The 25,718-nt window shown below is 36.5% G+C and carries 26 protein-coding genes and 1 tRNA gene; 14 read left to right on the top strand and 13 right to left on the bottom strand.

What is annotated here, in order from left to right; genetic code table 11:
• Positions 1-60 precede the first annotated feature (60 nt).
• Together B8967_RS04100 and B8967_RS04105 are read left to right on the top strand one after the other, a co-directional pair.
• Positions 61-1,248, top strand: coding sequence for an MFS transporter (locus tag B8967_RS04100; RefSeq protein WP_084084602.1), 1,188 nt, complete (start codon positions 61-63; stop codon positions 1,246-1,248).
• Between the two features lie 148 nt (positions 1,249-1,396).
• A complete protein-coding gene (locus B8967_RS04105) occupies positions 1,397-2,125 on the top strand; it encodes an NAD-dependent epimerase/dehydratase family protein (RefSeq protein WP_084084604.1) in 729 nt (242 codons plus the stop codon).
• Here the strand turns inward: B8967_RS04105 and B8967_RS22760 are convergent.
• Positions 2,086-2,352, bottom strand: a complete 267-nt coding sequence (locus B8967_RS22760; RefSeq protein ID WP_084084606.1) for a lantibiotic dehydratase — start codon at positions 2,350-2,352, stop codon at positions 2,086-2,088. The genes B8967_RS04105 and B8967_RS22760 overlap by 40 nt on opposite strands.
• 121 nt (positions 2,353-2,473) lie before the next feature.
• Positions 2,474-4,651 (bottom strand): prolyl oligopeptidase family serine peptidase, encoded by a 2,178-nt coding sequence (locus B8967_RS04115; RefSeq protein ID WP_143330462.1) that lies wholly within the window; start codon positions 4,649-4,651, stop codon positions 2,474-2,476.
• A 448-nt stretch (positions 4,652-5,099) separates the two neighbouring features.
• On the opposite strand from B8967_RS04115, the gene B8967_RS04120 reads away from it, so the two are divergent.
• Positions 5,100-5,750: a DUF6624 domain-containing protein gene (locus tag B8967_RS04120; protein ID WP_084084610.1), complete on the top strand. Its 651-nt coding sequence runs from the start codon at positions 5,100-5,102 to the stop codon at positions 5,748-5,750.
• Between the two features lie 234 nt (positions 5,751-5,984).
• On the opposite strand, the gene B8967_RS04125 is transcribed toward B8967_RS04120, so the two are convergent.
• Positions 5,985-6,069 (bottom strand) — tRNA-Ser (locus B8967_RS04125).
• A gap of 195 nt (positions 6,070-6,264) precedes the next feature.
• Positions 6,265-6,768 (bottom strand): DinB family protein, encoded by a 504-nt coding sequence (locus B8967_RS04130; RefSeq protein WP_084084612.1) that lies wholly within the window; start codon positions 6,766-6,768, stop codon positions 6,265-6,267.
• A 196-nt stretch (positions 6,769-6,964) separates the two neighbouring features.
• Between B8967_RS04130 and B8967_RS04135 the strand changes: the two genes are divergently transcribed.
• The gene (locus B8967_RS04135) at positions 6,965-8,107 is read left to right on the top strand and encodes a tetratricopeptide repeat protein (RefSeq protein ID WP_084084614.1); all 1,143 of its coding nucleotides are present in this window, start codon (positions 6,965-6,967) and stop codon (positions 8,105-8,107) included.
• Between the two features lie 67 nt (positions 8,108-8,174).
• On the opposite strand, the gene B8967_RS04140 is transcribed toward B8967_RS04135, so the two are convergent.
• Positions 8,175-8,945 carry a hypothetical protein gene (locus B8967_RS04140; RefSeq protein WP_179140027.1) on the bottom strand — a complete coding sequence of 257 codons (771 nt, stop codon included), beginning with the start codon at positions 8,943-8,945 and terminating at the stop codon, positions 8,175-8,177.
• Between the two features lie 187 nt (positions 8,946-9,132).
• Between B8967_RS04140 and B8967_RS04145 the strand changes: the two genes are divergently transcribed.
• The 7 genes from B8967_RS04145 (at position 9,133) to B8967_RS04175 (ending at position 13,822) form a co-directional block, all read left to right on the top strand.
• The gene (locus B8967_RS04145) at positions 9,133-9,552 is read left to right on the top strand and encodes a GNAT family N-acetyltransferase (RefSeq protein ID WP_084084616.1); all 420 of its coding nucleotides are present in this window, start codon (positions 9,133-9,135) and stop codon (positions 9,550-9,552) included.
• A gap of 74 nt (positions 9,553-9,626) precedes the next feature.
• Positions 9,627-9,965 carry a nuclear transport factor 2-like protein gene (locus B8967_RS04150; RefSeq protein WP_084084948.1) on the top strand — a complete coding sequence of 113 codons (339 nt, stop codon included), beginning with the start codon at positions 9,627-9,629 and terminating at the stop codon, positions 9,963-9,965.
• Positions 9,966-10,103: 138 nt separating this feature from the next.
• Complete coding sequence (locus B8967_RS04155) at positions 10,104-11,054, top strand: helix-turn-helix domain-containing protein (protein WP_084084618.1); 951 nt, start codon at positions 10,104-10,106, stop codon at positions 11,052-11,054.
• Between the two features lie 119 nt (positions 11,055-11,173).
• A complete protein-coding gene (locus B8967_RS04160) occupies positions 11,174-11,740 on the top strand; it encodes a Crp/Fnr family transcriptional regulator (RefSeq protein ID WP_084084620.1) in 567 nt (188 codons plus the stop codon).
• Positions 11,741-11,841: 101 nt separating this feature from the next.
• The gene (locus B8967_RS04165; protein WP_084084622.1) at positions 11,842-12,921 is read left to right on the top strand and encodes a DUF418 domain-containing protein; all 1,080 of its coding nucleotides are present in this window, start codon (positions 11,842-11,844) and stop codon (positions 12,919-12,921) included.
• A 103-nt stretch (positions 12,922-13,024) separates the two neighbouring features.
• On the top strand, positions 13,025-13,324 hold the full coding sequence (locus B8967_RS04170; protein ID WP_052188805.1) for a thioredoxin family protein: 300 nt from the start codon (positions 13,025-13,027) through the stop codon (positions 13,322-13,324).
• A 9-nt stretch (positions 13,325-13,333) separates the two neighbouring features.
• Complete coding sequence (locus tag B8967_RS04175) at positions 13,334-13,822, top strand: DUF2938 domain-containing protein (RefSeq protein ID WP_084084624.1); 489 nt, start codon at positions 13,334-13,336, stop codon at positions 13,820-13,822.
• 112 nt (positions 13,823-13,934) lie between these two features.
• Here the strand turns inward: B8967_RS04175 and B8967_RS04180 are convergent, their stop codons facing one another.
• The 5 genes from B8967_RS04180 to B8967_RS04200 all read right to left on the bottom strand — a co-directional run bounded on the left by B8967_RS04180 (position 13,935) and on the right by B8967_RS04200 (position 17,084).
• Complete coding sequence (locus tag B8967_RS04180; protein WP_084084626.1) at positions 13,935-14,495, bottom strand: DUF6624 domain-containing protein; 561 nt, start codon at positions 14,493-14,495, stop codon at positions 13,935-13,937.
• A gap of 3 nt (positions 14,496-14,498) precedes the next feature.
• Positions 14,499-14,924: a GNAT family N-acetyltransferase gene (locus B8967_RS04185; RefSeq protein ID WP_084084628.1), complete on the bottom strand. Its 426-nt coding sequence runs from the start codon at positions 14,922-14,924 to the stop codon at positions 14,499-14,501.
• 56 nt (positions 14,925-14,980) lie between these two features.
• Complete coding sequence (locus tag B8967_RS04190) at positions 14,981-15,559, bottom strand: AAA family ATPase (protein WP_084084630.1); 579 nt, start codon at positions 15,557-15,559, stop codon at positions 14,981-14,983.
• A gap of 56 nt (positions 15,560-15,615) precedes the next feature.
• Positions 15,616-16,611, bottom strand: coding sequence for an MsnO8 family LLM class oxidoreductase (locus B8967_RS04195; RefSeq protein ID WP_084084632.1), 996 nt, complete (start codon positions 16,609-16,611; stop codon positions 15,616-15,618).
• Between the two features lie 77 nt (positions 16,612-16,688).
• A complete protein-coding gene (locus tag B8967_RS04200; protein WP_047496274.1) occupies positions 16,689-17,084 on the bottom strand; it encodes a winged helix-turn-helix transcriptional regulator in 396 nt (131 codons plus the stop codon).
• Between the two features lie 104 nt (positions 17,085-17,188).
• On the opposite strand from B8967_RS04200, the gene B8967_RS04205 reads away from it, so the two are divergent.
• A complete protein-coding gene (locus tag B8967_RS04205; protein WP_084084634.1) occupies positions 17,189-18,331 on the top strand; it encodes an MFS transporter in 1,143 nt (380 codons plus the stop codon).
• A 179-nt stretch (positions 18,332-18,510) separates the two neighbouring features.
• The gene (locus B8967_RS04210; protein ID WP_084084636.1) at positions 18,511-19,287 is read left to right on the top strand and encodes an MBL fold metallo-hydrolase; all 777 of its coding nucleotides are present in this window, start codon (positions 18,511-18,513) and stop codon (positions 19,285-19,287) included.
• A 93-nt stretch (positions 19,288-19,380) separates the two neighbouring features.
• Here the strand turns inward: B8967_RS04210 and putP are convergent, their stop codons facing one another.
• From putP to B8967_RS04225, 3 genes are all read right to left on the bottom strand, one after another.
• Positions 19,381-20,877: a sodium/proline symporter PutP gene (gene putP / locus B8967_RS04215; protein ID WP_084084638.1), complete on the bottom strand. Its 1,497-nt coding sequence runs from the start codon at positions 20,875-20,877 to the stop codon at positions 19,381-19,383.
• A gap of 142 nt (positions 20,878-21,019) precedes the next feature.
• Positions 21,020-23,584: a M1 family aminopeptidase gene (locus B8967_RS04220; RefSeq protein ID WP_084084640.1), complete on the bottom strand. Its 2,565-nt coding sequence runs from the start codon at positions 23,582-23,584 to the stop codon at positions 21,020-21,022.
• Positions 23,585-23,977: 393 nt separating this feature from the next.
• Positions 23,978-24,397 (bottom strand): DUF4279 domain-containing protein, encoded by a 420-nt coding sequence (locus B8967_RS04225; protein ID WP_084084641.1) that lies wholly within the window; start codon positions 24,395-24,397, stop codon positions 23,978-23,980.
• Between the two features lie 381 nt (positions 24,398-24,778).
• On the opposite strand from B8967_RS04225, the gene B8967_RS04230 reads away from it, so the two are divergent.
• The gene (locus B8967_RS04230) at positions 24,779-25,660 is read left to right on the top strand and encodes a cupin-like domain-containing protein (protein ID WP_047490536.1); all 882 of its coding nucleotides are present in this window, start codon (positions 24,779-24,781) and stop codon (positions 25,658-25,660) included.
• Positions 25,661-25,718 lie beyond the last annotated feature (58 nt).

Raw genomic sequence — 25,718 nt, forward strand, 5'->3', positions numbered from 1 at the left:
ATATACTGATTTTTTACAATTTTTCTGTTCAAATTTGCTATATTAAAATTGTAAGCATTAATGAAAACATCAATCTACGTCCTGGCACTGGGAGCTTTTGGCATCATTACCACCGAATTCGGGATCGTTGGGATCCTACCGACTATCAGTCGACAATTCGGCGTATCCATCGATACTGCCGGATGGCTGCTTAGTGCCTTTGCGATAACTGTAGCCGTCTCCTCCCCCTTTATCACTTCATTTACAACCAAAATAAACAGAAAGTTCCTGCTGTGCCTGGTCATGAGCATATTTGTTATTTCTAACCTAATCTCTGCTTTTTCCACAAATTTTACAACGCTGATGATCGCCCGAATATTACCGGCGATACTGCATCCTCTATTCTGGAATATTTCTATTGCCATTGCATTCAAAGAAAAAGGAGCAAAAGGAGTATCTACCGTAATGTTGGGATTAAGCTTAGCCACAGTGCTCGGTATTCCCCTGACAACCTATGCTGTAGACCTCTTCCATCATTGGCAGGCATCATTTTTCCTTAGCAGTGCTATAAGCTTAATTGCCTTTATCGGCCTGTTGCTCTTTATCCCCTCTATTCCGGCAGATCATACAAAATCCACACAAAATCAGCTAGCCATATTGAAAAGTCCTCTTCTTTGGCTCAACCTGATTTCCAGTATAGCAACATTAGCAGCAATGTTTGCCAGCTACACTTACCTTACCGCCTATCTTGAGCAAATTACAAAAATGGACGGGGCACAGATCAGCATGATGCTGCTTCTTTTCGGAGGCATGGGAACTCTGGGGAACTGGCTCATGGGAATAGCATTGAATCGCAACGTCCTTGTAACTGCGAGACTCTTTTTACTTCTCTTAATGTCGGTACAGATTCTTGCTTATTACCTTGGGGGAGTTTTTACTCCAATGGTCATCATTATCTCCCTTTGGGGTATGATCCATACCGGTGGATTTCTGGTTTCAAATATCCGGACCACACAGTCTATTCCGCATCATGCACTGGAATTCGTTAACAGTCTATTGACTTCATCCTATAATATTGGGATTTCCTTAGGTGCATTTCTCGGCGGAATAGTAAGTGCTTATTATGGAGTTCAGTATGTTTTATGGGTGAGTATTTTGCTGTTGACGGTAACATTTATTCTGAGCTTTGTAACCTTTCCGAAAAGTATTGCAGAAAATGAAAAGGCAAAACAATTGAAACATGTTGCCCCTGCATGTGAGCAGAGCTAGGTATTTTATAACCAACGAACTGTTTCCCGTTAAGAAACAATTCGTTCTCCAGTAAACCTTTCCCTTATTTGTCCATAGAAACCTCCATGTAGTGACCATGGACTTATCACTATCTTAAACCACTTATATAATTTCCTCAACAATACGTATGCGTAATAAAATATTAATTACTGGTGGCTCCGGAAAAATTGGAAGCCACTTTATCAAATCTTTTTCAGATCAACATGAAATTAGAATTTTTGATCTCCATCCACCCAAAATTCAAGATGCATCCATTGAATATTTTCAAGGAAATCTTACAGATAAGGAAAGCCTCATGAAGGCTTGTGAAAATGTGGAAATTGTTATTCATCTGGGTGGCATTGCCAATCCAGATGCCACATTTGATGATTTACTGGATGCCAATATCATTGGAACAAAGAATGTTATTGATGCTGCCATTGCAGCCGGTTGTAAAAAAATCATCTATGCAAGCAGTGCACAAACGATAGAAGGTTATCCCAAAGACGTTCAGCTTAATCCCGAGATGCCTATAAAGCCCGGAAACTTATATGGTGTTTCTAAATGTTTTGGGGAGGCCCTGCTTTCCTACCATTGTTTTAGCAGTGACTTAAGCGCCATATGTCTTAGAATCGGAGCCTATGAATTTCCGGAGGATTTCACAGAAATGAACGCGCGGGATTTAAGCGCCTATCTGCATCCCGATGATTTAAATCAACTCCTGCATCTGTGTATTGAATCTAAAAATATAAAATTTGAAATACTAAATGCCATTTCCAACAATAGGTATAAACGACTTGATATCCAGAAGACCAAACTTTTAACAGGTTACGATCCTCAATACAATTCTTTTGATCTGTTCAGGCTTAAAAAATAAAGTAAGAGAACATTTTTATCCAATTTTTCCAACCTTAGTCCTGCAAACAAGCCGAATGAGGTACAGCGTGTACTCATTCGGCTATAATACTTTAGTATGATTTGTTTTGGTTTTTGATCTTCTTTAGGAGAAAATTGTTTTTCCGAGCGAAACCATTTATTAATCTCATCATACAAATTTGGCAAAACCCAATAGATAGCCTCTTGAAAAATAGGATCGCTGCATATTTTCTTTAATACGGTACCTGAAGTATCATCTTTATTAAGCTACTCTCGAAAGTTTTTGACCGAGAACAAAGAAGTCCGAACAACATACTCAGCAAAAAAATGATAAGGAAAACAAGATATTTTACTTTTTCGTATTTTCTTTTGGCTGATAATCAGGATGGCCTAATTGCCATAACGCAAATGTGAACATATCTCCTAAATTAGCATATCGCTGTGCAACAGGAACATTACCAGAGTGCCCTCCTTTAAAATCTATTTGCAAAAGAATAGGATTATTAGAGGAGTTATCGGCCATTAATTTGGCTGCAAATTTTACAGGTTCCCATACTGCTACTCTTTGATCATTCATTCCTCCTGTTATAAATGTTGCAGGATATTTAATTCCTTTTTTAATATGATGATAGGCATCCATTTCTAGTAAAGCTTTAAATTCTTTTGGATCTTTTACACTTCCAAACTCTTTTGGTTGACTGTTGATTGTTGCTTCATCTCTAAGCATATTCAGTGAACCCACTTCACCAATAACAACTTTAAAAAGATCTGGTCTCTCGGTCATTGCTCTTCCTACTGTAATTCCTCCGGCACTAGCTCCCCAAATAGCAACTTTATCTTTAGATGTATATTTTTCTTTTATCAAAAATTCTGTACAGTCTATTAAATCTCTCCAAGTGTTTGACTTAGTTTCTTTATATCCCCCCAAACGCCATTTTTCCCCCTTTTCTCCGCCCCCTCTTACATGAGCTACAGCCACCATTCCTCCTTGATTTACCCATAACAAATAAGTCCTAGCAAAGAAAGGATTAGTAGAAATCCCATAAGAACCATAACTATCAATCAATAAAGGATTTTTGCCATTTTTCTTAATATTTTTATTGTAAATCAAAGAAATCGGAATTTCTTCTCCATCTCGTGCTTTTATTTCAATCTCTTCAACAACAATATCTTTGAATTCAGGATACTCTCCTATAGGAGCTAGATTTTCAGGATTGAATGTATTAGTGTTTATATTATATTTAAAACGTTGCTCATCATTTGCCCAGCCAGAACACGTTATCCAAATATCCGAGAACTTTTCTCCCTTAGATTCTAAGTCAATATTTCCTGATGGATAAGGAAGTTGAATAAGATTATCTTTCCCATCTTTATATAAATACAGTTTAGCTTCTACTCCATTTTTAGTAGTCGTGTAATAAATACCATCTTTAGTGATCCTATAACTTTTAATAATTTCGTCTTTTTTTTCTGGAACTAAAATTTCAGCATTTTTAAAATTCGGATTAGTAATATGGGTCCAGCATAGTTTATTAAAAGATGAATTATAAGATGATTGAAAAAGAACCTTATCATTCCAAAAACTTAAATTCTTAGCCTTATCACTTGATTCAGAAAAAGGTTTCCAATTTTTTTTACCTGCTAATAAATCTTTTTTACTAATTATAAATGTTTTTCTATAGGATTGAAAATCCACCAGCATTCCTTTATAATACTCGGCATTAATATCAGAGCCTAAAATCATAGGAAACTGATCTTCACTAATGTTTAAATCAGGATTATTTTTAGCAGAAAAAACATCAATTACTTTTTTGGGATCTGTTCCTATTTTATATAAAACAGTCTTTGTATTTCTATAAAAATCTTTAGATTTTGAATCGGTTGTAGACAAAGCAACATAAAAAAAACCATTATTGTCATCTAACCACTTCACCCCATCCAGAGTAGCAGGCGCTGTGTTTGCAATAAATTCGGGATAAATTTGATTTTTTTTAACATCGATAATAATTAAGTCTGAAAGTTCTACTCCTTTCTCTGCCATTGAAACAGCAATTTTGTTACCATCCCAGCTAGGACTAATGTAATTGATTACAAAATCATGATTCACTTCTGAACTTCTATAGTTAACAGGATCATAAAGCAATACTTCTCTTCCTTGAAATCCTTCTCGATAATATAATTTAGCTACCTTTTCATCTCCCTTTTTCTTTAAATAAAAATATTTGTTGTTATCTGTAATTTTCAAATCAGATACGGAATAACCTTGCCTCTTATCAAACTCTAGCCTTTTATCTACATAATAATTCCTTTTAGGAATGAGATTAAGAACAGAATTGGTATAAGCAGTCTGTGACTTCATCCAATTCGTTGTATTAGGATTTTCTAGATCTTCTAAATTTCTGTACTCATCTACGATTTTAATTCCAAAATATTCATCAGTAACTGGTTTTGACGGAGCTAAAGTATTTTTTTGGGCATTAATAAAAGCTGATAGTAAACAGACAATAATAAATATTCTTATTTTCATTATTATTGGAAATTACTTATTACTGGCTATTTGAAGAGGAGCAGGAAGTAGATCAATTCTCACGTCATTAAGGCCAGCTTGGCTACCGATACCTCCTATAATTGTTTTCATCTCATTAAGTCTCATTAGTTGTGTTTTTTCGTTATTGAATGTTTTTAAATGTCATTACAAAGAAAGTAAATATTCTAAAACCATACACAAACAGATATATAGATTTATAAATCCACATTACTTACACTAACATAAAGCCTTGATATTACTAAACTTAAAAACGGACCATAAACAATAATGATGGGCTGGATGTTTCCAAACCTTTGAAATGTGGCTATAATTATACGGGGAAATGGGATGAGTGGAGTGAAAATCCAATTAAACAGGAATCAATAAAGTTTTACGATTTGTCAAAATTGGTGAAAAAATAAAAGTTATATTTATTAAAAAAACAAGTATGAGTAAAAGAATAATTGCTATTTCCCTGTTATTGCTCATTACCAGTTGTAAAAGTACATTGTCACCAACTGAGAAAAGAAACTTAACAAATGAAATCGATGCTATGGGAACAATTGATCAGGTAGCAGCATACATCCCCCAAGGAAAGTATGCAAATTACTCTCGTGAAAAATGGAATACATTTAAAGACAGTGTTATGGCAGATAATACAAAAAGAGCAGAGCTACTTTATAAAAAATATGGCTATTTAGGATTTGATAAGGTAGGAGAAAAAGGAGAAACACAGTTTTGGGCAATTGTCCAACACTCTGACAAATCCGTTGATTTTCAAAATAAAGTTTTAAAATCCTTAGAAAAGGAAGTTGATAAAAAAAATGCAAGCCCTGCAAATTATGCGCTTTTATATGATAGGATTAAGATTAACAACGGTGAAAAGCAGCTATTTGGAACACAAGTAGATTACAAAGAAAATGGACAAGCTAAGCCTAAAATAGGACTTATTGATACTGTTAATGTAGATAATTTGAGAAAAAAATATAGTCTTGATTCTTTAAAGAAATATCTAAACTTTATGACCGAAAGGCATTTTAATATGAATAAGAATATATTAGTAAAAGAAGGCATTACAGAACCTGTATTTTATAAATAATATATAAATCGCAAAAAAATAAATATTAAAAATAGGTTATTTTCTAATTTTCATAAAATTCACAATTGAAAAATCTCATCAGTACCTGTTTGCTTGTTGTTCAGTGAGTCAAAATGCTATTTAAAGATGATTCACTGAATGGTTTCCTTTCAATTATACTTCTTTAGCCTATTTTGGATAACTCTAAACAATAAAAAAAAACCTTAGAATAAATTATTCTAAGGTTTTTTCTTGCGGAGAGAGAGGGATTCGAACCCCCGGACCTGTTACAGTCAATAGTTTTCAAGACTATCGCAATCGACCACTCTGCCATCTCTCCTTAAACTCCGATACTATCGTTGTTTTCAGTGGTGCAAATATAGAAAGTTTTTTATTCCTGGCAAAATATTTTTCAACAAAAATTAATATTTTCTTAGCCTTCCTTATTTCCCTCCTATACATCAGGCTTTTCCGGTATTTTCCAGCTTATTTTTCTTTTGTCTATACTTTTTCTGGATCATTAAAGATAGAGGTATTACAGCTTTACACTCATTTCCTGCACCTCTTCTGCGGATAAACCATAGATCTGAGGTGTCTTTACATCCAGCATATTGAGATAAATATATAATTCTGCACGATGATGAATTTCATGTTCTATCATTGCCCGAAGCCATTTCCACACTGAAATCTCGTGATTTGCAGGGGTTAAACATTTCCGGTTAAGGTCTTCATCAGAAAAACCGTTAATAATCTCCATGGTTTGCCTGTGCATTTCATTAAAATAAGCAACGGTATTTTCATAACCATCAGCCAGCTCTTTTCCGCATCCCGGATAAGCACTTTTCCGTCCTGAGATCGTTTCTCCATACATATAGCGCTCAATAGCCGCAATATGTCTTATTTGATCTCCTATCGTGAATTTTCCCGGTTTATAAGAAAAATTGATATGCTCCGGCGGCACTACTTCTATAATACGGATAGTTCTTGCCCGGATTTTTTCATAATAGTCGACAAAAGATTGTACAGATTTTATTTCCATTATAGTCCGTTTTAAATGAATGGATAGATTGAAGTTTTTTAGATTTCTCTATGGTGAATATAAGAAATCTTTGGACAGAAATATCCTTACTTTTTTTGACCGCATTATTTTAAGCTTAAAAAAATCACCAATAAGTGACCGCTAAATTTGTAAACTTAATAAACATCCTATATTTTAGTTAAAAAAAATAACAAGCATGAAAATACGGTTTCTCTTATTAATCATCCTCTACCATTCGATCCACCTTACAGCTCAAACAGCAAAAATAGATACCGAAAAACTTCTCGAATATTACGAAACACAGCGTTACGGTGATGCCGCACAATATTTACAAAGTATATATCCGGAAGATTCCCGGGACAGTAAAGCACTGACTCAAATCGGCTATTGCCATATGATGGCAGGAAAACTGCCGGAAGCAGAGAAAAGCTATCTTAAAGCGAATAGCATTCAGCCTGACCATCTTCCTATTTTATTCAGTTTGGCTCATATCAATTCCAAACGGGGTAATATTGCTAATGCAAAATCTTACCTGCAGCAGATTATTCATCTCGACAGTCTTAATTTCAGTGCCTATAAGCAACTGGCAGCTTATGAAGATGCTCCTGAAGCAAGGTTGAGCTTACTTAAAAAAGCCAATACTCTGAATACTAAAGATCCTGATGTGGCATATGATCTAGCCACGGCTTATAAAGATCTTAAACAATATCAGCAGGCTTACAATGTTTTGGAAACAGCTATAGCCTCAGATACAGAAAACTTTACGCTACAGCAGGCTCAATTACCCCTATCCAATCAGCTTGGAAAATATAGGGAAGTTATTGAGGTAGGTGAAAAGCTAGTGAAAAACCACACCGATGCTAATGTGATGAACGAAATGGGGCAAGCTTATTTTCATTTACAGGAATATCGGAAATGCATTACCGTTTATCAGGCACTGGAAGAGCTGGGTATGCAGAATGAAGGCACTTTATATTATATAGCCCTGAGCTACCGAGAACTGAAAGATTATGACAAAGCAGCAATTTATGCTCAAAAAACCATTGATGAAGCCATATCAGAGCATACTTCTCTTTATTACAGTACACTGGCAGGAATTTATGAAGCTAAAAATCAATTTAATGAAGCCTTAACAGCCTATAAAAGAGGATTAACATTTAAAGCTAACTATGGTATTTACTACCGATTGGGGCTTCTCTACGATCTCAGTCTTAAGCAGCCCAAAAATGCTATAGTCTATTATCATTTATACCTTAAAAACAAACCGGAACAGGAGAAGGAAAAAGAACAGATAACGTATGCAAAAACAAGGATTGCTATTTTAACAGGTGTTAAATAGGAGCATTAAAACTTTTTAGTCTTAAAAAACCTGTACCTCTATCCTGTACAGGTTTTTTAATTTGCTCTCATTCAGCAGATGATAGCTCAAGTTCATCGAAATCTTTAATTTCTGAAAGCCTGAGTAACTTTGGCATTGTAACGGCTGTCCAGGTACTTTCAAAAACTTCATCCCCACTCTCAGCATTTTCATTGGTATTTATTTTTGTAAGCTTCTTTTTTGTAGAAAAATTAATGCTGGTGGTACTGTTGACCGTAGGACCTGTATTCGAACTATCCTCATATCCAATCAACTCAAAATCAGAATTCTGATATCTGAAAATATACTTCCAATAGCCATATCTGCCATGAGCATAATGGATATTTAAATTTCCTTTTTCAGCATATACCATCAGCTCCGGGGCGTAATATACTCCTCCTTCTTCATTCTCTGATGAAAAGCAATTATTATTTTTTGAGGCTAATTCATACCCCTCTTTTGTTTTAAAGAGGACAATAATACCGCGGCGATTCCGATCCAGTTTTCCCCGGTGTTCATCAGTAATAATATTCTCTTTGTCAATTTTTTTTATGATGAGAATACAGTCTTCTACCCCATCTTTATTCAAATCTCCATAGACTTTTTCAAAAACACTAAATCCTTTGGGCACAAATTCAGCAGGTTCTTTCCGGGTATCTGCAACAGGTATAGCCGGTGCCGGTTTTGTCACTGCAACTTCCTGTTTATTTTTTTCCGAAATATTTTGTTTCTTACCAGACTCAGAACAGCCACACATCACCATCGTTGCAATGATTAACAACCATTTATAATTAAAAAAATGAGGAATTATTGTATTCATAGGTTATGATTATCTGCTTTATTTTTTAATTTTTGCTTTGTGAATGCTTATTATGTTTTCATATGATTCAATATCCAATTGAAGAAAAATGGAGCATCCATACTTAACAAGAGCATATTTACAATTTTTTTGCTTTTCATCCTTCACATTTTTTGTAATTTAAACCCAATTAAATTCTTGAATCATAATGAAAATAGCCCAGAAAGACAGTATTACAGAAGAATATTATGAAGCTGTATCAGATTTACTGTATCAGCATAATCTGAAGAACACAGTTCATATTGACTCAATCAACAAACCTTTAGAAATGATCATACAGGACAATGAAAAAATTGCCGGCGGACTGTATGGACGTTCGATCTGGGGAACGCTTGAAATACACAAACTTGCAGTTTCTGAAGATTATAAAGGTCGGGGACTGGGTAAGCAACTGATAAAAGCTGCTATAGAAGAAGGTAAAGCCAGAAAATGCGACTATATTTCATTACATACTTTTAGTTTCCAGGCTCCTGAATTTTATGAAAAACTGGGATTTGTAAGGATTGGGATTGAAACTGACTTTCCTAAGGGTTTTGAAAAGTACTACTACAGAAAAAGCTTGTTATAAATACTTTTGTGACGATAATCACAAAGTATATGCTCAATAATCCCTTAATTTTGTCTTCAGAAAAACAAATAGGTATGGACAATAAAACCAAAAAATTAGCAGAACGATTTATCCAGTATTTAAATGACGAAAATTTTGATGAAGCTGAAAACTGTCTTGACCCGGAATTTAAATTCAAAGGAGTATTGGGAAGCCGGGATAATGCTTCGGTGTACATCAAAGACATGAAGCAGATGAAGTTTAAATACGAGATTCTTCAGGCATTTACAGCCGGTGAAGATGTATGCTTCTGGTATCAGATCACTATGGGAGAAAAAACAATACTGGCATCAGGATGGTATGAGATCAAAGATGAAAAGATCCAGTCATTACAGGTTCTTTTTGATCCCAGACCATTATTAAATGATCAATAACACAATCGGATTGATCAGTGAACACTGCCTTTATACAAAGCATCTATACAGCTTATAGATGTTTTTGTTGCGTCGGGAATCATCATCTATGCTTATCTTTAACCGTCAACAAACTCCGGAAAATAAGAGAAATTGAAAATGAGACATTCCGACATTAAAGAATTGCGAAACGAACAGGATTTTAAAGATTTTTATTTGAATGATGCTCCTGTGTCATTTTGCGAAGAATGCAACAGTGTCAGCTATACCCACGGGAATGGTTTTCTGGAAATTGCCAAGCTGGAAGGTCTTAAAAAAGGGCAAAAAGCAATAGAAGGGAAACAGACCAGGCGAAAATTTTACAGCATTATCCTTCTTACCGAAGGAACAATAGAAGAAACCATAGGGCATCAAACCTATCACTTCAAAGCAGGAACCCTATATTTTGTAAGTGAGAACCAGCTACATATTATCAATCGCTGGAGTGAAGATGTGAAAGGTGTTTTCTGTATGTTTGACGCTGATTATTTTCTATTGTGTATCAAGCATCAGATCAAACTCAATCAGTTTCCTTTTTTTCAGATGACCCGGAAACCTTTTATTGAACTTTCCGAACGTGAAACTGAAATGATGGAGCACCTGTTCTGGAAATTAAATAGTGAAAAATGTCAGAAAACAACTTTCAATGATGATCTTCTTACCAGGATGTTCCTGAATATCATCCTTCTGGAAGCAGAGCGGATTTATAATAAAAATACCGCTGAAGAACCTTTTTCATTATCAAGAAAAGACCAGTTAACAGCCCGGTTTCAGTTATTGGTGAACCAGCATTTTATAGAAAAAAAACAGGTGGCAGACTACGCTGACCTGCTGTATATACATCCCAATCATTTAAATGATACCATCAAGGAAGTCACTGGATTTCCGGCAAGCCATTTTATACAAAAACAATTGATACAGGAAGCTAAATCACGCCTTCTCCAAACCAATGCTACGGTTTCTATGATTGCCATGGATCTTAATTTTACCGACGATTCTTATTTCGGTCGTTTTTTCAAAAAACAAACCGGTGTGACCCCTCTTCAATATCGAAAAAACCATAAACATTAACACAGCTAAAAAACTGATTTTAACCCAATTGCTGGATGGAATCATATATCTCCTGAATCTCCAAAAATATCATTAGTATACAGAAAGTTCAACTGTGAAAAATTTATTTTAAATCCCAAATGACAGAACATATTGAAAAAATCCGGGCCTTAATTTCCTCTTTTGATCAGGAAACTCTTGAAGCTCTTAGCAAAATAACGGTAGTTGAACAATTTAGAAAAGGGGAAGTACTCCTGCATCAAGGGGAAATATGCCGAAAAAGCCGTCATATTATTCATGGTGTTGCCAGAAAATTTTTCTTTTCCGATAAAAAAGAGATAACAACGGAATTTTTCTTTAAAGATGATCTGGCGGTTTCTTTTAAAAGCTATATCTATCAAAAGCCAGGTAAAGAAATTATTGAATGCCTGACAGATGTAACGGTAGAAACAGTAGATTATATTGCCTTTGAAACGGTAAAAAAACAGTTTCCACAATTAATGGAATATGATATTTTAATGACTGAACTGTATACAATATGGCTCGAAGACAGGCTTTTTGATTTTTATGCTTTAAGTGCTAAGGAAAGATATGAAAGTATCCTGAAAAAATCACCTGAATACTTTCATCACCTGAAGCTTACCCATATTGCATCTTATCTCGGAATTTCCCTGGAAACCTTAAGCAGAATCAGGGCTAAAATCTGATACTACTCTGTAAGCTTACTACCGGTTCAGTTTATTATTTGACTTTTATCAAAGGAATGCCCGTTCATATTCATGATTTTTGCCACAAATGATCATGTAATATGAAAAAAAGAATTATCGGGTTCGATCTTGCAAGGGCTTATGCCATTTTTGGAATGTTTATCGTAAATTTCAATATGGTATTTGGAAATCATGATGATACCTCATTACCCGGGAAGCTTCTGGTGCTTTTCAGTGGACATTCAAGTACTGTTTTTGTGATACTTGCCGGTATGGGGGTTGCCCTGATGACCAATCGGATTCAGGATTATACTTATGAAGACCGGAAAAAGCTCCGCAAAACTATTCTTAAAAGAGCCCTTTTCCTCTTTGTCTTTGGAATGTTATTTTACCAATGGTGGCCTGCAGACATTCTGCATCTTTATGGAGGGTATATGAGCATAGGAGCCATGCTGATATTCATGGATAAAAAATATTATCTGATTGCTGCAGCCATAGCTATTGCTATTTTTCACCTGCTATTGTTACTCATTCCTTTTGAAACCGGATGGAATTTTGAAACATTGGAGTATACTGATTTCCGGACTGTTTCCGGTTTTTTACGAAATACCTTCTACAACGGATGGAATCCTATTTTCCCATGGTTTGCTTATTTTGCCGTTGGTCTTTACCTCGGAAGACTGGACTGGAGCCTGAAACAAACCCAACAAAAAATGTTTGGTATCGGTTTGGCGGTATACATTGGTATAGAGGGATTCCGGTATGCCAGTACTTTTATGAATCTGAGTGCCGAAACACGTGAATTCATTAATGCTGATTATATTCCTCCGGTACTGCCTTTTATTCTCAATACCATGAGTTTCGGAATGATGCTTATTGCAGGTTTCATGTTTGTAAGCCAGTATATCTCTGAAAAAACATGGGCCCAGGATCTTGCAAGAACCGGTCAGATGACACTGACTCATTACGTATCTCATCTCAGTATAGGCCTCGTATTGTTTGCCTTATTTCAGGAGAACGGCTATACAGGAATAATGACAGCCCAAAAACCACTGTCACCTGTTTACATTTTACTCTACTCTGTTATTTTCTTTGTTGTAAATGTTTATTTCAGTAAACTTTGGGGCAGAAAATACAAGCAGGGGCCTCTGGAAATGCTCATGAGGAAAATAACCGGTTAATTCACCAGCCGGATCATCTTTGATTTGTGCCATTTTCACCCTGATTTGTGTCAGCTGAGCAGCCTGCAACTTCTCTAATTTTGTTCTTATAAATTTTATAACAATGATACAGAGAAATCAGAACGTACAGGAAATTGATTCATTAATGCTATTTCAGTTTTATGCTGAATGGTGTGCTCCGTGCAAAGTCATGATGCCGGTAGTCAATACTTTAAAAGTAAAACTGGAAGACTGGCTGAATGTGCATCAGGTAGATGTGGATCAACAGCAGGAACTTGCAGTGAAGTATGGAATCAGATCTGTCCCTACTTTTGTGGTTTTAAAAAACAACACAGAGGTTTGGCGCAGCTCAGGAGTTCTTTCGGAAGATGCTTTAGAACAGAAACTGATCAGTTTAAAATAACAAGTCAAAATGAATATGTTAATAAATGCCGTGTTACTCGGCTTAGGAGCAACTGCTTTTATGGATCTATTCGCCCTTATTATCAAAAAACTGTGGAATATTCCTTCCTTAGATTACCGGATTGTTGGGCGATGGATTGGGCATTTTAAAAATGGAATATTCAGTCATCCCAATATTATCCAGGCCCCTCCTATTCGTAATGAAAAAGTGATTGGCTGGGTGGCTCATTATTCTATAGGGATTATCTTTGCTTATGCCCTTCTTTTGATCTGGGGTGAAAACTGGCTGATACAGCCTCGTCTTTTCCCAGCTATTGCTATTGGCCTTGTTACCACGTTAGCACCCTGGCTGATGATGCAGCCTGCATTTGGCTTTGGGATTGCCGCTTCCAAGCTTCCTAATCCTTCTATGGCCAGGCTACGGAGTATACAGGTACATTTAGTTTATGGAATCGGGCTATATCTGTCAGGACTATTTATTTCAATCCTTTTTACATAGACTGTAAAGACATTGGTTTTATATATTTCATGAACCGGAGCGAATGCTCTGGTTCATTTTTTGTGAGTACAAAGGAACAGAAGCTGAGATCATCATACTCCATTTTATCTTTTTATATCCAACCTACCTTTTCTCTCCATAATGTATATTCTTTCTCTCTGGCGTCCATTTCAGGAATATCTTCAGAGGCGGGAATCCGGTTGATATCTTCCGGGGATAATGGTGGCAGGCTTACTTTAATCCGTTCTTCATTGATGTTCTCTTTATTTTCTACAGGATATAGTCTTCTTTCAGGAATAAGCTGGGTTCCATATTTTTGAGGTTTACTTTGAAACACCTGAATCCGGTCGTATAAATATGCTTTGTTTTTGGGGTTGATGTCATTACTATTCTCATCCATCATAATATAGCATTCTTTCATAAATGCAGGCTCTCCTATAGAATGTTGGATAATCAGCCAGGCAGCATCACTTGCTTCTTCTCCTACCTTTGAAATCGTTGGAAAGCCAATTTCTTTAATAATTTCTCTAAGCCGTTTTGCATGGGTTTGATGAACAGCTTCCATTTCAGGGTGATACCCTCCGGACAGTTCTCCTTTGGCCGCCAGCCTTTCCCTTACGGACAAATCATGATTGGCAAGTTCTATGAGTTCTTTTGAGAATTGATACTCCATTATTTAAAGTTTTTTGATCAGATATTTAGGTGATTCTGTATAGCCTTGCCTGTAATAAAACTGATGTGCTTTTTCTCTATTGACATTACAATGCACCTCTATTCTATCGCAGCTTTGCTCACGGGCCACTTTTTCACAGTATTCTTCCAGAAGCTTTCCGATTCCTGAACTTCTGTAGTTTTCATCTACTGAAAAATAACTGATCCTTGCAAAATCTCCCTGAAGAGCAATCTGCGGAATAATATGAACAGAAATAAAAGCAACAACCCTACCGTCTAAGTTCTCTGCAACGGCAAGATATTCGTTAGGGTCACGTAAAAGTTTTTTTACTTTTTGGGAAAGAAATTTTCCTGTATCAGGGTATCCCAACTGATCCAGCAATGCTATAACAAATTCCTGATCTTCTTCTTTCATTCTTCTGATATTCATAGCGTTATTATTTTAAAAGGAAACTCAATGACCTGATCAAGTTACAAAATAATAATCTACGAAACCGCTGAATCAGAATTATCTGCCCCAATTTTTTCAAGAATAAACTGAAGTCTTCGCTGTAGCGTATCTTTAGGAACCTCTATTACATGGTATCCAAATTCCAGATAAGTTTCTTTTATACAATCAAAGGTAAGTACTGCTTCTTCCGGGGTCTGCTTCCTTTCCGGATCGTTCTCATAAATCTCATGCCAGGGTGGAAGAATAAAAACATTTTTATGATAAGCCATTGCTCCGGCTTGTGTTTTCATCTCCTCCGGAACACGAATATTTTCTGTTTTGAGATAACCGATTGTATCTAATATTCCCCGGTCAAAGAAAGCCGTTTTCAAATCAGGAATCCGGCTTATTTTCTGATAGGCTGCTGCAGAAGCTTCAAACATCAGCTTTGCAAAAAGATTTTTGTTTATCCAGGGTAATCCTTCACCATTCAGACTAAGCTGCTCTTTAATAATTCTCCGCCCCTCTTCAGGGACGGTTATAAAACCTTTCCTGCCCAGCTCGTCAAGCAATGTGGTTTTGCCTGATCCCGGACCTCCGGTAATAACGTATAATATTGGAGTTTCTTTTTCCATTTTTATTTCATAGGGTTAATGATTGGAATACATTTCCATATGAAACGGAAATGCAGTTATGTATTATTTTTAATAATGCTTTGATAGGTATTGATCCGGTCTTCTTCCCGGTACATATTGCTTAGAACCAGAATATCATCCGTACCGTATTGTTCTGCAATATGTTCTAATCTTACTGACACCGACTGAGGTGTCTCTATTATCATCCGATCTAAGATACTGAAAAACTCTTTCTCATCCTGAGTCCCCAATACCTTTTGTTCTACTATTTCAGGCGGAAAAAGGGCCTCCGGGCTGACCAGCTGTCTTGACTGTAAAAACTGATAAGCCATTCCATATGCATTACGTCTGGCTTTTTCTATAGTTTCTGCCACCGAGACAGCTACTGCCACCTGCAATGAAGGGCTGGAAGTATACTGGGTTGGATCAAATTGCTGAAGATAGGTCTCCATATTTTCTGTTCCGTTTTCACTGTTCATAAAGGCAGCAAAAGAATATCCTATTCCGTGTTTTGCGGCCTCACTGGCTGATGTTATACCGGAACCCAGCCAAAAAATTTCAGGAAGCTGCTCCAGATGCGTAGGCTGTGCAATAAGATTTTCATAAACTCCTTTTTCTTCTTTGAGAAACTGGATAATCTCCTCAAGCTTCGTTTCCATATTGGATAAAACTACAGGCTTATGATTATTTAAGGCCATTACTGCATCTTTCAGCCCTCCGGGAGCTTTTCCCAATCCGAGGATAAAGCGTCCCGGATATATACTTCCCAGCAGTTTCGTCCATTCTGCTATTTTATAAGCCGAATAGTTTCTCATCATAATTCCGGCTGTTCCTACTTTTATCCGTTTTGTTTTACTCAGAATAATAGCCGCTAAAAGTTCGGGACTTGAGCTGCCATATGCTTCTACACCGTGATGCTCAGCATACATTAGACTATGGAAGCCGGTTTCTTCAGCCATTAAGGCGAGATTAATACTGTTAGTCAATGCTGATAATGCATTACCACTCATGGAGGTAGGTGACTGATCTAATATCCCCAGTTTTAATTTCATACTCTTGAATCAGATTTTTAGCTATTCATGTGAAGATAGTAAAAAAGAAAGTTTGGTGTATGTACTGAGTTTTAAAATTATGTACCGGGTATGCTGTCTTTCTCACTGAGACTCTTTTCTTCTTTAGGAGGAAAGGTTATTCCTTCCTCTTTGATAAGATCATATCCAAACATCATAATGGTTTCGATAACAGGAATCGCTTTCTTTCCTTTTTCTGTAAGGCTGTACTCTACCTTTGGAGGAACTACCGGAAATACTTCACGATGAATCATATCTTTAGCTTCCAGCTCCCGAAGCTGACTGGTCAGCATCTTATCCGTGATATGCGGAATATCTTTTTTAAGCTCACTGAAACGAAGTGGTTTTTCCTGCAACCTCCATAAAATGGGCATTTTCCAGGTTCCTCCAATGTGGCTTAATCCAAACTCAATAGGTGTATAATACAGTCTTTTATCATGAAAAAATTCTGGCATAATAATCATTTTTTACAGATCCCCTTTCATAAAGGTGAGTATAGAACTAAAAGGTAAGTATATAGTTTTCTGATAGCCCATTTTGCAAATTTGCACAAAAAAATATGAAATCAAAAAGAAATCTTTATGTGCTTGCTTTAGGTGTTTTTGGAATTACCACCACAGAATTTGGGGTCATTGGGGTATTACCGGAAATTGCTTCTGCATTTCATGTCCCGATTGACAAAGCAGGATGGCTCTTAAGTATTTTCGCGTTGATTGTTGCCCTTTTCGGGCCCTTTATGATCATTCTCTTTTCATCTTTCAAAAGAAAGAATCTACTGGTTGCTTCTCTATGTATTTTTACCGTGGCTAATATTCTGTCAGCTTGTATTACCAATTTCTATATACTATTGGCTGCCAGAATGATTCCTGCATTTTTTCACCCGGTATATTGGTCTATTTCACTATCTGTTGCTGAAAAAACTTCAACTCCAGAAAACAAATCAAAGGCGGTAAGTATTATTTTTTCCGGACTAACTCTGGCAACAGTGTTTGGAGTTCCACTAGCTACTTTAATGTCTGACTTATTTTCCTGGCAATCCTCTTTTCTTCTGACTGCTTTCATTAATATGCTGGCGCTGGCGGGCGTTCAGTTATTTTTACCTTCTATCCAAAATACCGGTGAGTCACCCATCAGATTCAGCAGTACAAGAGTACAAAGTAAATGCTTATGGATCAACCTTTTTCTTGCATTTTTTACCATAACGGCAATGTATTCTACGTATGGATATATGGCTGATTTTTTAAAGAATGTGAGTCTAATGAATGGCACGCAGATCAGCATGATGCTTTTTCTGTTTGGAACTGTGGGGATTTTTGGAAATAAAATGGCCGGAAACTATATGTCCCGGTTTCCATTTGAAACAACCCTTATTTTTTTAATCCTGTTGATCGGTATCCATTTATTGATTTACTACTATGGAGGATTTTTCATTCCGATGATAGGGATCATCTGCTTTTGGGGGTTGATTCATTCGGGAGGCTTTCTGATCAGTAATATCAATGTCACCTCATCCACTTCCGGTTCTCCTGAACTTATCAACAGCGTTTTTACGTCCTGTGGCAATTTTGCCGTAACAGCAGGAACTTTACTGGGAGGTTTCTGGATTTCCCATTATGGGATTAAAAATATTGTATGGTCAAGTGTTATATGCATAACAGGAGCACTGCTTATATTGATTTTAAAGAAAAAGTTGATTGAATAAACAAGGTTTACGCCTCATTCAAACTGATATTTTAAAATTTAGGCATATTTAATGGGCTAAAATCCTTTTCCTCATATATTCTTTCAATCTCCCGGCATTACAGGATAAAAACCTTAAACCAACAATAAGAAATGAAGTATAATTTGTAATTTGTAGGTGAATTTCAGTCTATTTAAAATATGAAGAGAATACACCACCTTAACTGTGTAAGAGTAGTTATACCGATGAATGATGATGTCATCGGACATTGCCTGCTGATAGAGGAAAATGACCAATTAGTGCTGATTGATGCCGGAGTGGGCATTCAGGATGTTGAAAATCCTGATCAAAGACTTGGAAAAGACCTGATAGAGGCCGTAGGTTTTCAGCTGGACATAGAGCTTACAGCATTTCATCAAATCCAAAAACTCGGATTAAATCCGGATCACGTAAAACACTGTATTATAAGCCATCTGGATCCGGATCACACCGGAGGGCTGGCAGATTTTCCAGATGCTGCAGTACATTGCTCAACGGAAGAGCTTATTAATTTTTATAGCGAAAATCCCCGTTATCTGCAAGGCCACCTGGCCCACCATCCTGAAATCATTGAATATTCAGCTTCGGATAAACAGTGGTTTGGGTTGGAAGCAAGGAGAATCCATACAGGACTGGAGACCGAAATCCTGCTAATTCCTTTATTTGGACATACCCTTGGGCATTGTGGAGTTGCCATACACTGGGAGGGAAAATGGCTTTTATATGTAGGGGATGCTTATTATCTGAGAGCAGAATTAGAAGATGAATACCATCCTGTAAGTGAATTGACGGCTGCAAGAGCTGATGACAATGAAAAGCGTCTGGAATCGTTAGAAAAGCTAAAAAAACTGGTTAGAAAACATCCGGAGATAGAGATTTTCGGATATCATGACCGCGAAGAGTTTTCAAAATTTACAGTAGAAAAGGAAAGGGTTTAGTCTTTTGCAGACCTTAATTTCTTTACTGTATACAACAAACCCCTGCTGTCCGCAAGGGTTTGTTTTTTTTATGTTGTATATCAGTTGGAAATATTAATCCTTCATGATTTTATTCACCTCATCAAATTCGTTCTCAATCACTGTATCATGTTTATAGGTCAATAGAGAAACAATGATATTGGTAAGTAATGAAAGGGTAAAACCGGGAATCATTTCGTACCAGTCTTTAAACGGATGCTGAAAATAGACCCATGCCAGTACTGTTACTCCACCTACCAACATCCCGGCAAAGCCTCCCTGCCAGGTTGTTTTCTTCCATAAAAGGGACAGAAGGATCAAAGGACCGAATGCGGAACCAAAACCTGCCCAGGCATTTCCTACGAGGTTCAGAATACTGTCTTTAGGGTCCAATGATAAAAGAACAGCAATAACCGCAACCAACAATACAGAAACCCTGCTGGTAATCAATAATTGTTTTGGTGTTGCTTTTTTGTTCAGAAAAGCTTTATAAATATCTTCCGTTAATGAACTGGAGGTTACCAGCAATTGCGAAGAAATAGTACTCATTACAGCGGCCAGAATAGCCGTAAGCAGGAATCCTGCAATAAATGGATGGAATAATATTCTTGAGAAATAAATGAAAATAGTCTCTGCTTCTGTCTTTGATCCATCAAATTTCATCATCGTTGCAAGATCAAACTTTTGCAGGTAAGCGATCCCAACCAATCCTATGGCTAAAGCTCCGGCTACGGTAAATATCATCCATGTAATCCCTATTCTTCTTGCCTTGATCAAATCTTTCGGCTTATCTATCGCCATGAAACGCACCAAAATATGCGGTTGCCCACAATATCCAAGTCCCCAGGCTAATAAAGATACAATACTTATTGTGGTAGTTCCCTGAAATAAATCCAGATATTTAGGATCTTTCGCTTTAATCAGTGAAAACGTCTCCTGAAAGCTTCCGATTTCAGAAATCGCTACAATCGGTACAATAACCAGGGCCAATACCATAATCGTTCCCTGTACAAAGTCGGTAAGACTTACTGCAAGGAATCCTCCTAAAAAGGTATATAAGACAACAACTAAGCTTGTTACGAGTAACCCTACCGTATAATCCATTCCAAAAGCCGATTCAAACAGCTTTCCTCCGGAAACCATTCCCGCTGAGGTGTAGAGTGTGAAAAATACGAGAATAAAAATAGAAGAAGTGATCTTCAGAAGATGGTTTTTATTTTTAAACCTGTTTTCAAAAAATACAGGTATTGTAATGGCATTCTGAGCTACCTCGGTATAAATCCTGAGCCTTGGTGCTACAATGATGTAGTTGAGATAAGCCCCAATCGTTAAACCTATCGCAATCCAGGAACTGGAAATTCCAGATAAATACATGGCACCGGGAACTCCCATCAGCAACCAGCCACTCATGTCCGCGGCTCCGGCAGACAGGGCTGTAACAGCCGCCCCCATTTTTCTACCTCCAATTAAAAACTCCTCCGAATTACTTGTTGATTTTCTATAAGAATATATGCCTATACCTATCATCAATAACAGATACAACCCCACAGAAATCCCTTCATATACTTGCATATCATTTTTTTTATGAAGCCCGAAGATAGTTATTTTTTGAAAAATGGAAGGTTGGTGTCCGGAAACAGGCTATGCTGTCAATATAAAAAGCCCTGGCAAATTCACCAGGGCTTTTAGTATTTATCTCAGAAACAGGATCGTACTATTTCAGCAGTACCTGAGCTCTTTTCAGATTATCTGTTGCCTGCAGAATTTTATTTTTTAGAATCACATTATAATCCGGGTGCTGCGAAAGAAACTGATTAACAGTTTCTAGTGCTTTTGGATTCTGATAATTACTAAATGTTGACCGCAGCCAGTTATCCGGGAAAAAGATATCTCCTGTTTTCTGTATTTCCTGTAACAGTTCTAAGGATTTAGGCAGATACTGAATAGAAGTCTGTTGTCTCATTGGATGGTGTAGATAGCCCAATGCAGCACCTACAGCAGATTCATTCGTTCTGTTCTGTTTTTGAATAAGGCCGTTGAAGAAATCGTCACGAACTTTTTGATCTGATGAAGCGGCTTGCATAATAATTTTAAAACGATTTATGCGGTCCGGATTTTTAATTCTGGTCAACTGTTCCTGCAGCAAATCATTATTATTGGTGTTTCGTAGTGCTAAAGAAAGGGCAAGGCTAGTAAAATCTTCATCATTAAGAGATACATCTTTCGGTGGAGTCTGGGACTTCCAGATCGTATACAGATTATCATAGGCCTGTTGAGACTGAAAAACGCCCTGATATCCATCAAATAAAATTTTCTTGTTGTTTTTCGCCGTTTGTGTCTGCAGCGCTTCCCAAAGCATGTTTTCTATATTTCCTGATTCTTTCAGTCGCGTATTTTCAGGTAAGAATTCCCAATAAATGGTTGCGATATAACCGGTAATTAAACGAAGGTTCAGCTCTGTACTTTCTGTTGATAATTGTCCGGCAAAAAAGTTCAGTAAATATTGCGGATTCACTCCTGAACCATTCAGCATATTTTCATACAATGAGATATATGCACTGGCACGGTTGATCGGATCCTTTACTACAGAAAAGTTTTTGATGAGAGCATGATCCGTTTTGAATACTCCATACCCTATTCCTGAAGAATTTTGCAGGATAAAAAGAGGCTTTGCTTTCCCTTTTAATGCTGAAACTTCCTGTTGTTTCTTGGATAGTTTTACGTTAACCTTTTCTACCCTGTCAGTATAAAACAGACTTAATTGAAACTCCTGAGGCCATAATTTTTGGTCCTTTCCATATTCCGGACGCTGAGACAGGCTAAAGTGTTCAATTGTATTATCTCTATACTTCACATCATAATCTATGACAGGTCTTCCGGGATCATTAACCCATACTTTATTCCAGCTTTGCAAATCTTCCGGTGTATGGTTGTCTAAAATAGCAATAAGATCCGGCCAGCTTGCATTATTGTAAGCATATTTTTTAAGATATTCGCTCACCCCTTTTTTGAAGTTATCCTCTCCAATCAACAATTCCAGCTGACGCATCATGATCGGTGCTTTGTTATAAATAATCGGGCCATACATCATCCCTGCATTTTGAAGATTATCCAAAACCTGTCGGATGGGATTTGCTCCCAATGTACGGTCTATCCCATATGCAGCCGGGAAATGTGTTGTTAAAAACTTCAGGTCATAAACACTTTTATCCGAAGAAGCTCCGGTACTTTTATCCGCCATAAAATTGGCGAACACTTCTTTCATCCAAACATCATTAAACCAGTTCATGGTCACCATATCTCCAAACCAGAGATGAGCCACCTCGTGGGCAATGAGATTGGAACGGTTATTCAATTGATTTTGAGTAGCATTTTGATCTAAAAACAATGTGGAATTTTGAAATAAGATAGCTCCGGGGTGCTCCATTCCTCCAAACTGAAAATCAGGAACGGCAACCATTCCATGCTTTTGAAAAGGATGAGGAATATCAGTCCATTTTTCGAAGTAAGCAAGAGAGTTTCTATACAGCGAGAAAATAGAATCCATGCTGTTTTTAATTTTCATGGAATCCGTTTCACGGTATAAAAGTCTGGAGTCCTGCTGTCCTATTTTTTCTGTAGAGGTCTTAAAATCTCCGGCAGCAAAAGAAAAGAGATAAGTGGGAAGTAAATCCGACTGATTAAACTCTAAGGTTTTTTGCCCTTGCAAGACAGTTGTTTCCTTAAGCTTTCCATTCGCTATGGCACTCCATTTTTCAGGGATGGTTAAGGTCAAAGAATAATTAGCTTTCAGGTTAGGCTGGTCAAAACACGGAAACATTGTCCGCGCACGGTCCGGTACAAATAAAGCATATAAGTAGCCATCACGCCTGTTCAAAGCTCCATTACCGGCAAGAAAAGTGAAATGAATCTGATTCATTCCTGATTTCAGGTATTTTGCATCAATGATTACATGTTCGTTTTCCAGAGCAGGTTTTGTCATCTGCCCATTCACAAACACTGATATCAGTGAAGAAGCTTCTTCTTTAAAATCGATCTGCAATGGGGTTTCATTTTGTTTTTTATAGTTAAAACTAAGAACCTCTGTCCCGGAAATCCTCTCCGATTTGCTTTCAGGAATCTTCAGACTGAGCTCATATTTAATCTCACTTATTGTATTCTTTCTCAACTGAGCCAATTCATATGAAACACCGGATTCAATCTTCGGTAAAGATGTTACCTGTGTATGATAACTACTGCTAAAAATAACAAAGCATAATGCTAGTACCCCTTTTTTCATAATTCAAATATAAGGATTGAAACTGTGATGGAAAATAGAAACGTCCACCAGAATTTTACTGTAAAACAAACTCCTTGCATTGTAAGGGCTTTAGTTTTTATTATTCTGGGCACGAGCAAGATGTGCCAGCACTCCATCTTCATTAAAGTCTAAATTAAACATTCTTTTATAAATTCACATCTATTTCCTATATCTACTGATAATCATCACAATAATTCCTAGTACGACTTTTCTTTCATAAATTTTATATTTCTGCCCAATCTTCTAGAATAGGGAAAATAACTGTGTTGTAAAAAAGAACCCTCGCTATTGCTAAGGGTCTTTTTCTATTCTGGACAGCAGGTGGAAACTCGTGCCACCGACGGAGATTACAATTCTAAAATAAAATTATACTTATTCACTTTTTAAAATATAAGTATCAACTTCAATTTCTGCATTTAATTCATTTACCATATTTAAAAAAGATTTATTAAAATATAATACTATACCTTGTTCTTCTATTATTTCCAACACAATATCAAATTTTATTGTAAGATGATTTATTTCATTTATATAATTATCCACAAGTGACATCTTCTCTTTAAAAACAGCAACAAGTTTATCTGAAACTTCCTCAAAATATACCGTACTAGAATATACTGAATATTCCCATGCTGATTCCTCTCTCTTTTTATTTTTTTTATTATTTGGGATCAATTCACCTTCCATCCATGTATTGGTAGGAACAATTCCTAATAATAGTGTAAAATCGTTTGGATTAAAAGAACATCCAAATATTGAAAAAGTTATCTTGATATTAGTATTGTAATCCATAATTTATTTGTCAGTTATATATTCACCCGTATGTATTGGTTCCCCAATAGAGCTAGATTCCAGCTCATGTTAATCATGACATTTGTTTATAAATTTACAGCTATTTCCAATATCTTCTGATCAACGTCACAATAATTCCTATTGCTACTATATTTACATTCTCAGGATGATATACTAAATCATATTTACCGGATGTTGATAAATATGATTTAGCAATTGTTCATTTTATAAAAAAATCTCAACCAAAATATAAAAACAAGCTAAAATTACCAAAGCAGGAAACACCCAATTCTCCGTTTATTTATATTAGTTCCAAATAAATTAAATTCATTATATCCATTGTCATAAATATTTAATAATTTAGCCTAATATTTTAAACAAATGGGACTATTCCTTAAACCAATTGATGTAGTAGATGACATTTCACAAGAAGATTTCCGTGAGAAGTATCTAAAGCCATGTAAGCCAGTGGTAATCAAGAATATGGCTAAAAAGTGGCCTGCCTATCAAAAATGGACAATGGAGTACATGAAAGAGGTCGTAGGTGATGTGACTGTCCCTTTATATGACAGTGCTAAAGCTGATCCTGCAGCCCCCATCAACACCCCTACTACCAAAATGAAATTCGCAGACTATATTGATTTGATTCAACGGGAGCCTACCGATCTGAGAATTTTCTTTTTTGACCCTATTAAATTTGCGCCCAAATTACTGGATGATTATATCCCACCCAAAAATCTGATGGGAGGATTTTTGGACAAATATCCAAGTATGTTCTTTGGAGGAAAAGGTTCTGTAACCTTCCTTCATTATGATATAGACATGCCTCATATTTTCCATACTCATTTTAACGGAAGAAAGCATGTTCTTCTTTTTGAATACAAATGGAAAACCCGTTTGTATAAGCTCCCTTATGCAACATATGCTTTGGAAGATTATGATATTGCCAATCCTGATTTTGAAAAATTTCCGGCACTGGATGGGATTGAAGGAATTGAATGTTATCTGGAACATGGAGACACTTTATTCATGCCTACCGGTTGGTGGCACTGGATGAAATACCTGGATGGATCTTTCTCTATCTCTCTTCGTGCATGGGACAAAAGCTGGGCTGTAAAGGCACATTCTCTTTGGAATCTGACCGTTCAGCGAAACTTTGATAATTTCATGAAGGGACGCTATAAAAAGAGATATATGGACTGGAAAGAAAGAAAGGCTGTGGAGAGAGCTCATATAGCCCTAAAAAAAGGACTGCCAAAATAAGTAATAAACTCATTAAAAAACAGGTTGAAAGAAGCTTCTTTCAACCTGTTTTTGTATT

This window comes from Chryseobacterium sp. YR221 (genome assembly GCF_900176315.1).
Lineage (GTDB): Bacteria > Bacteroidota > Bacteroidia > Flavobacteriales > Weeksellaceae > Chryseobacterium > Chryseobacterium rhizosphaerae.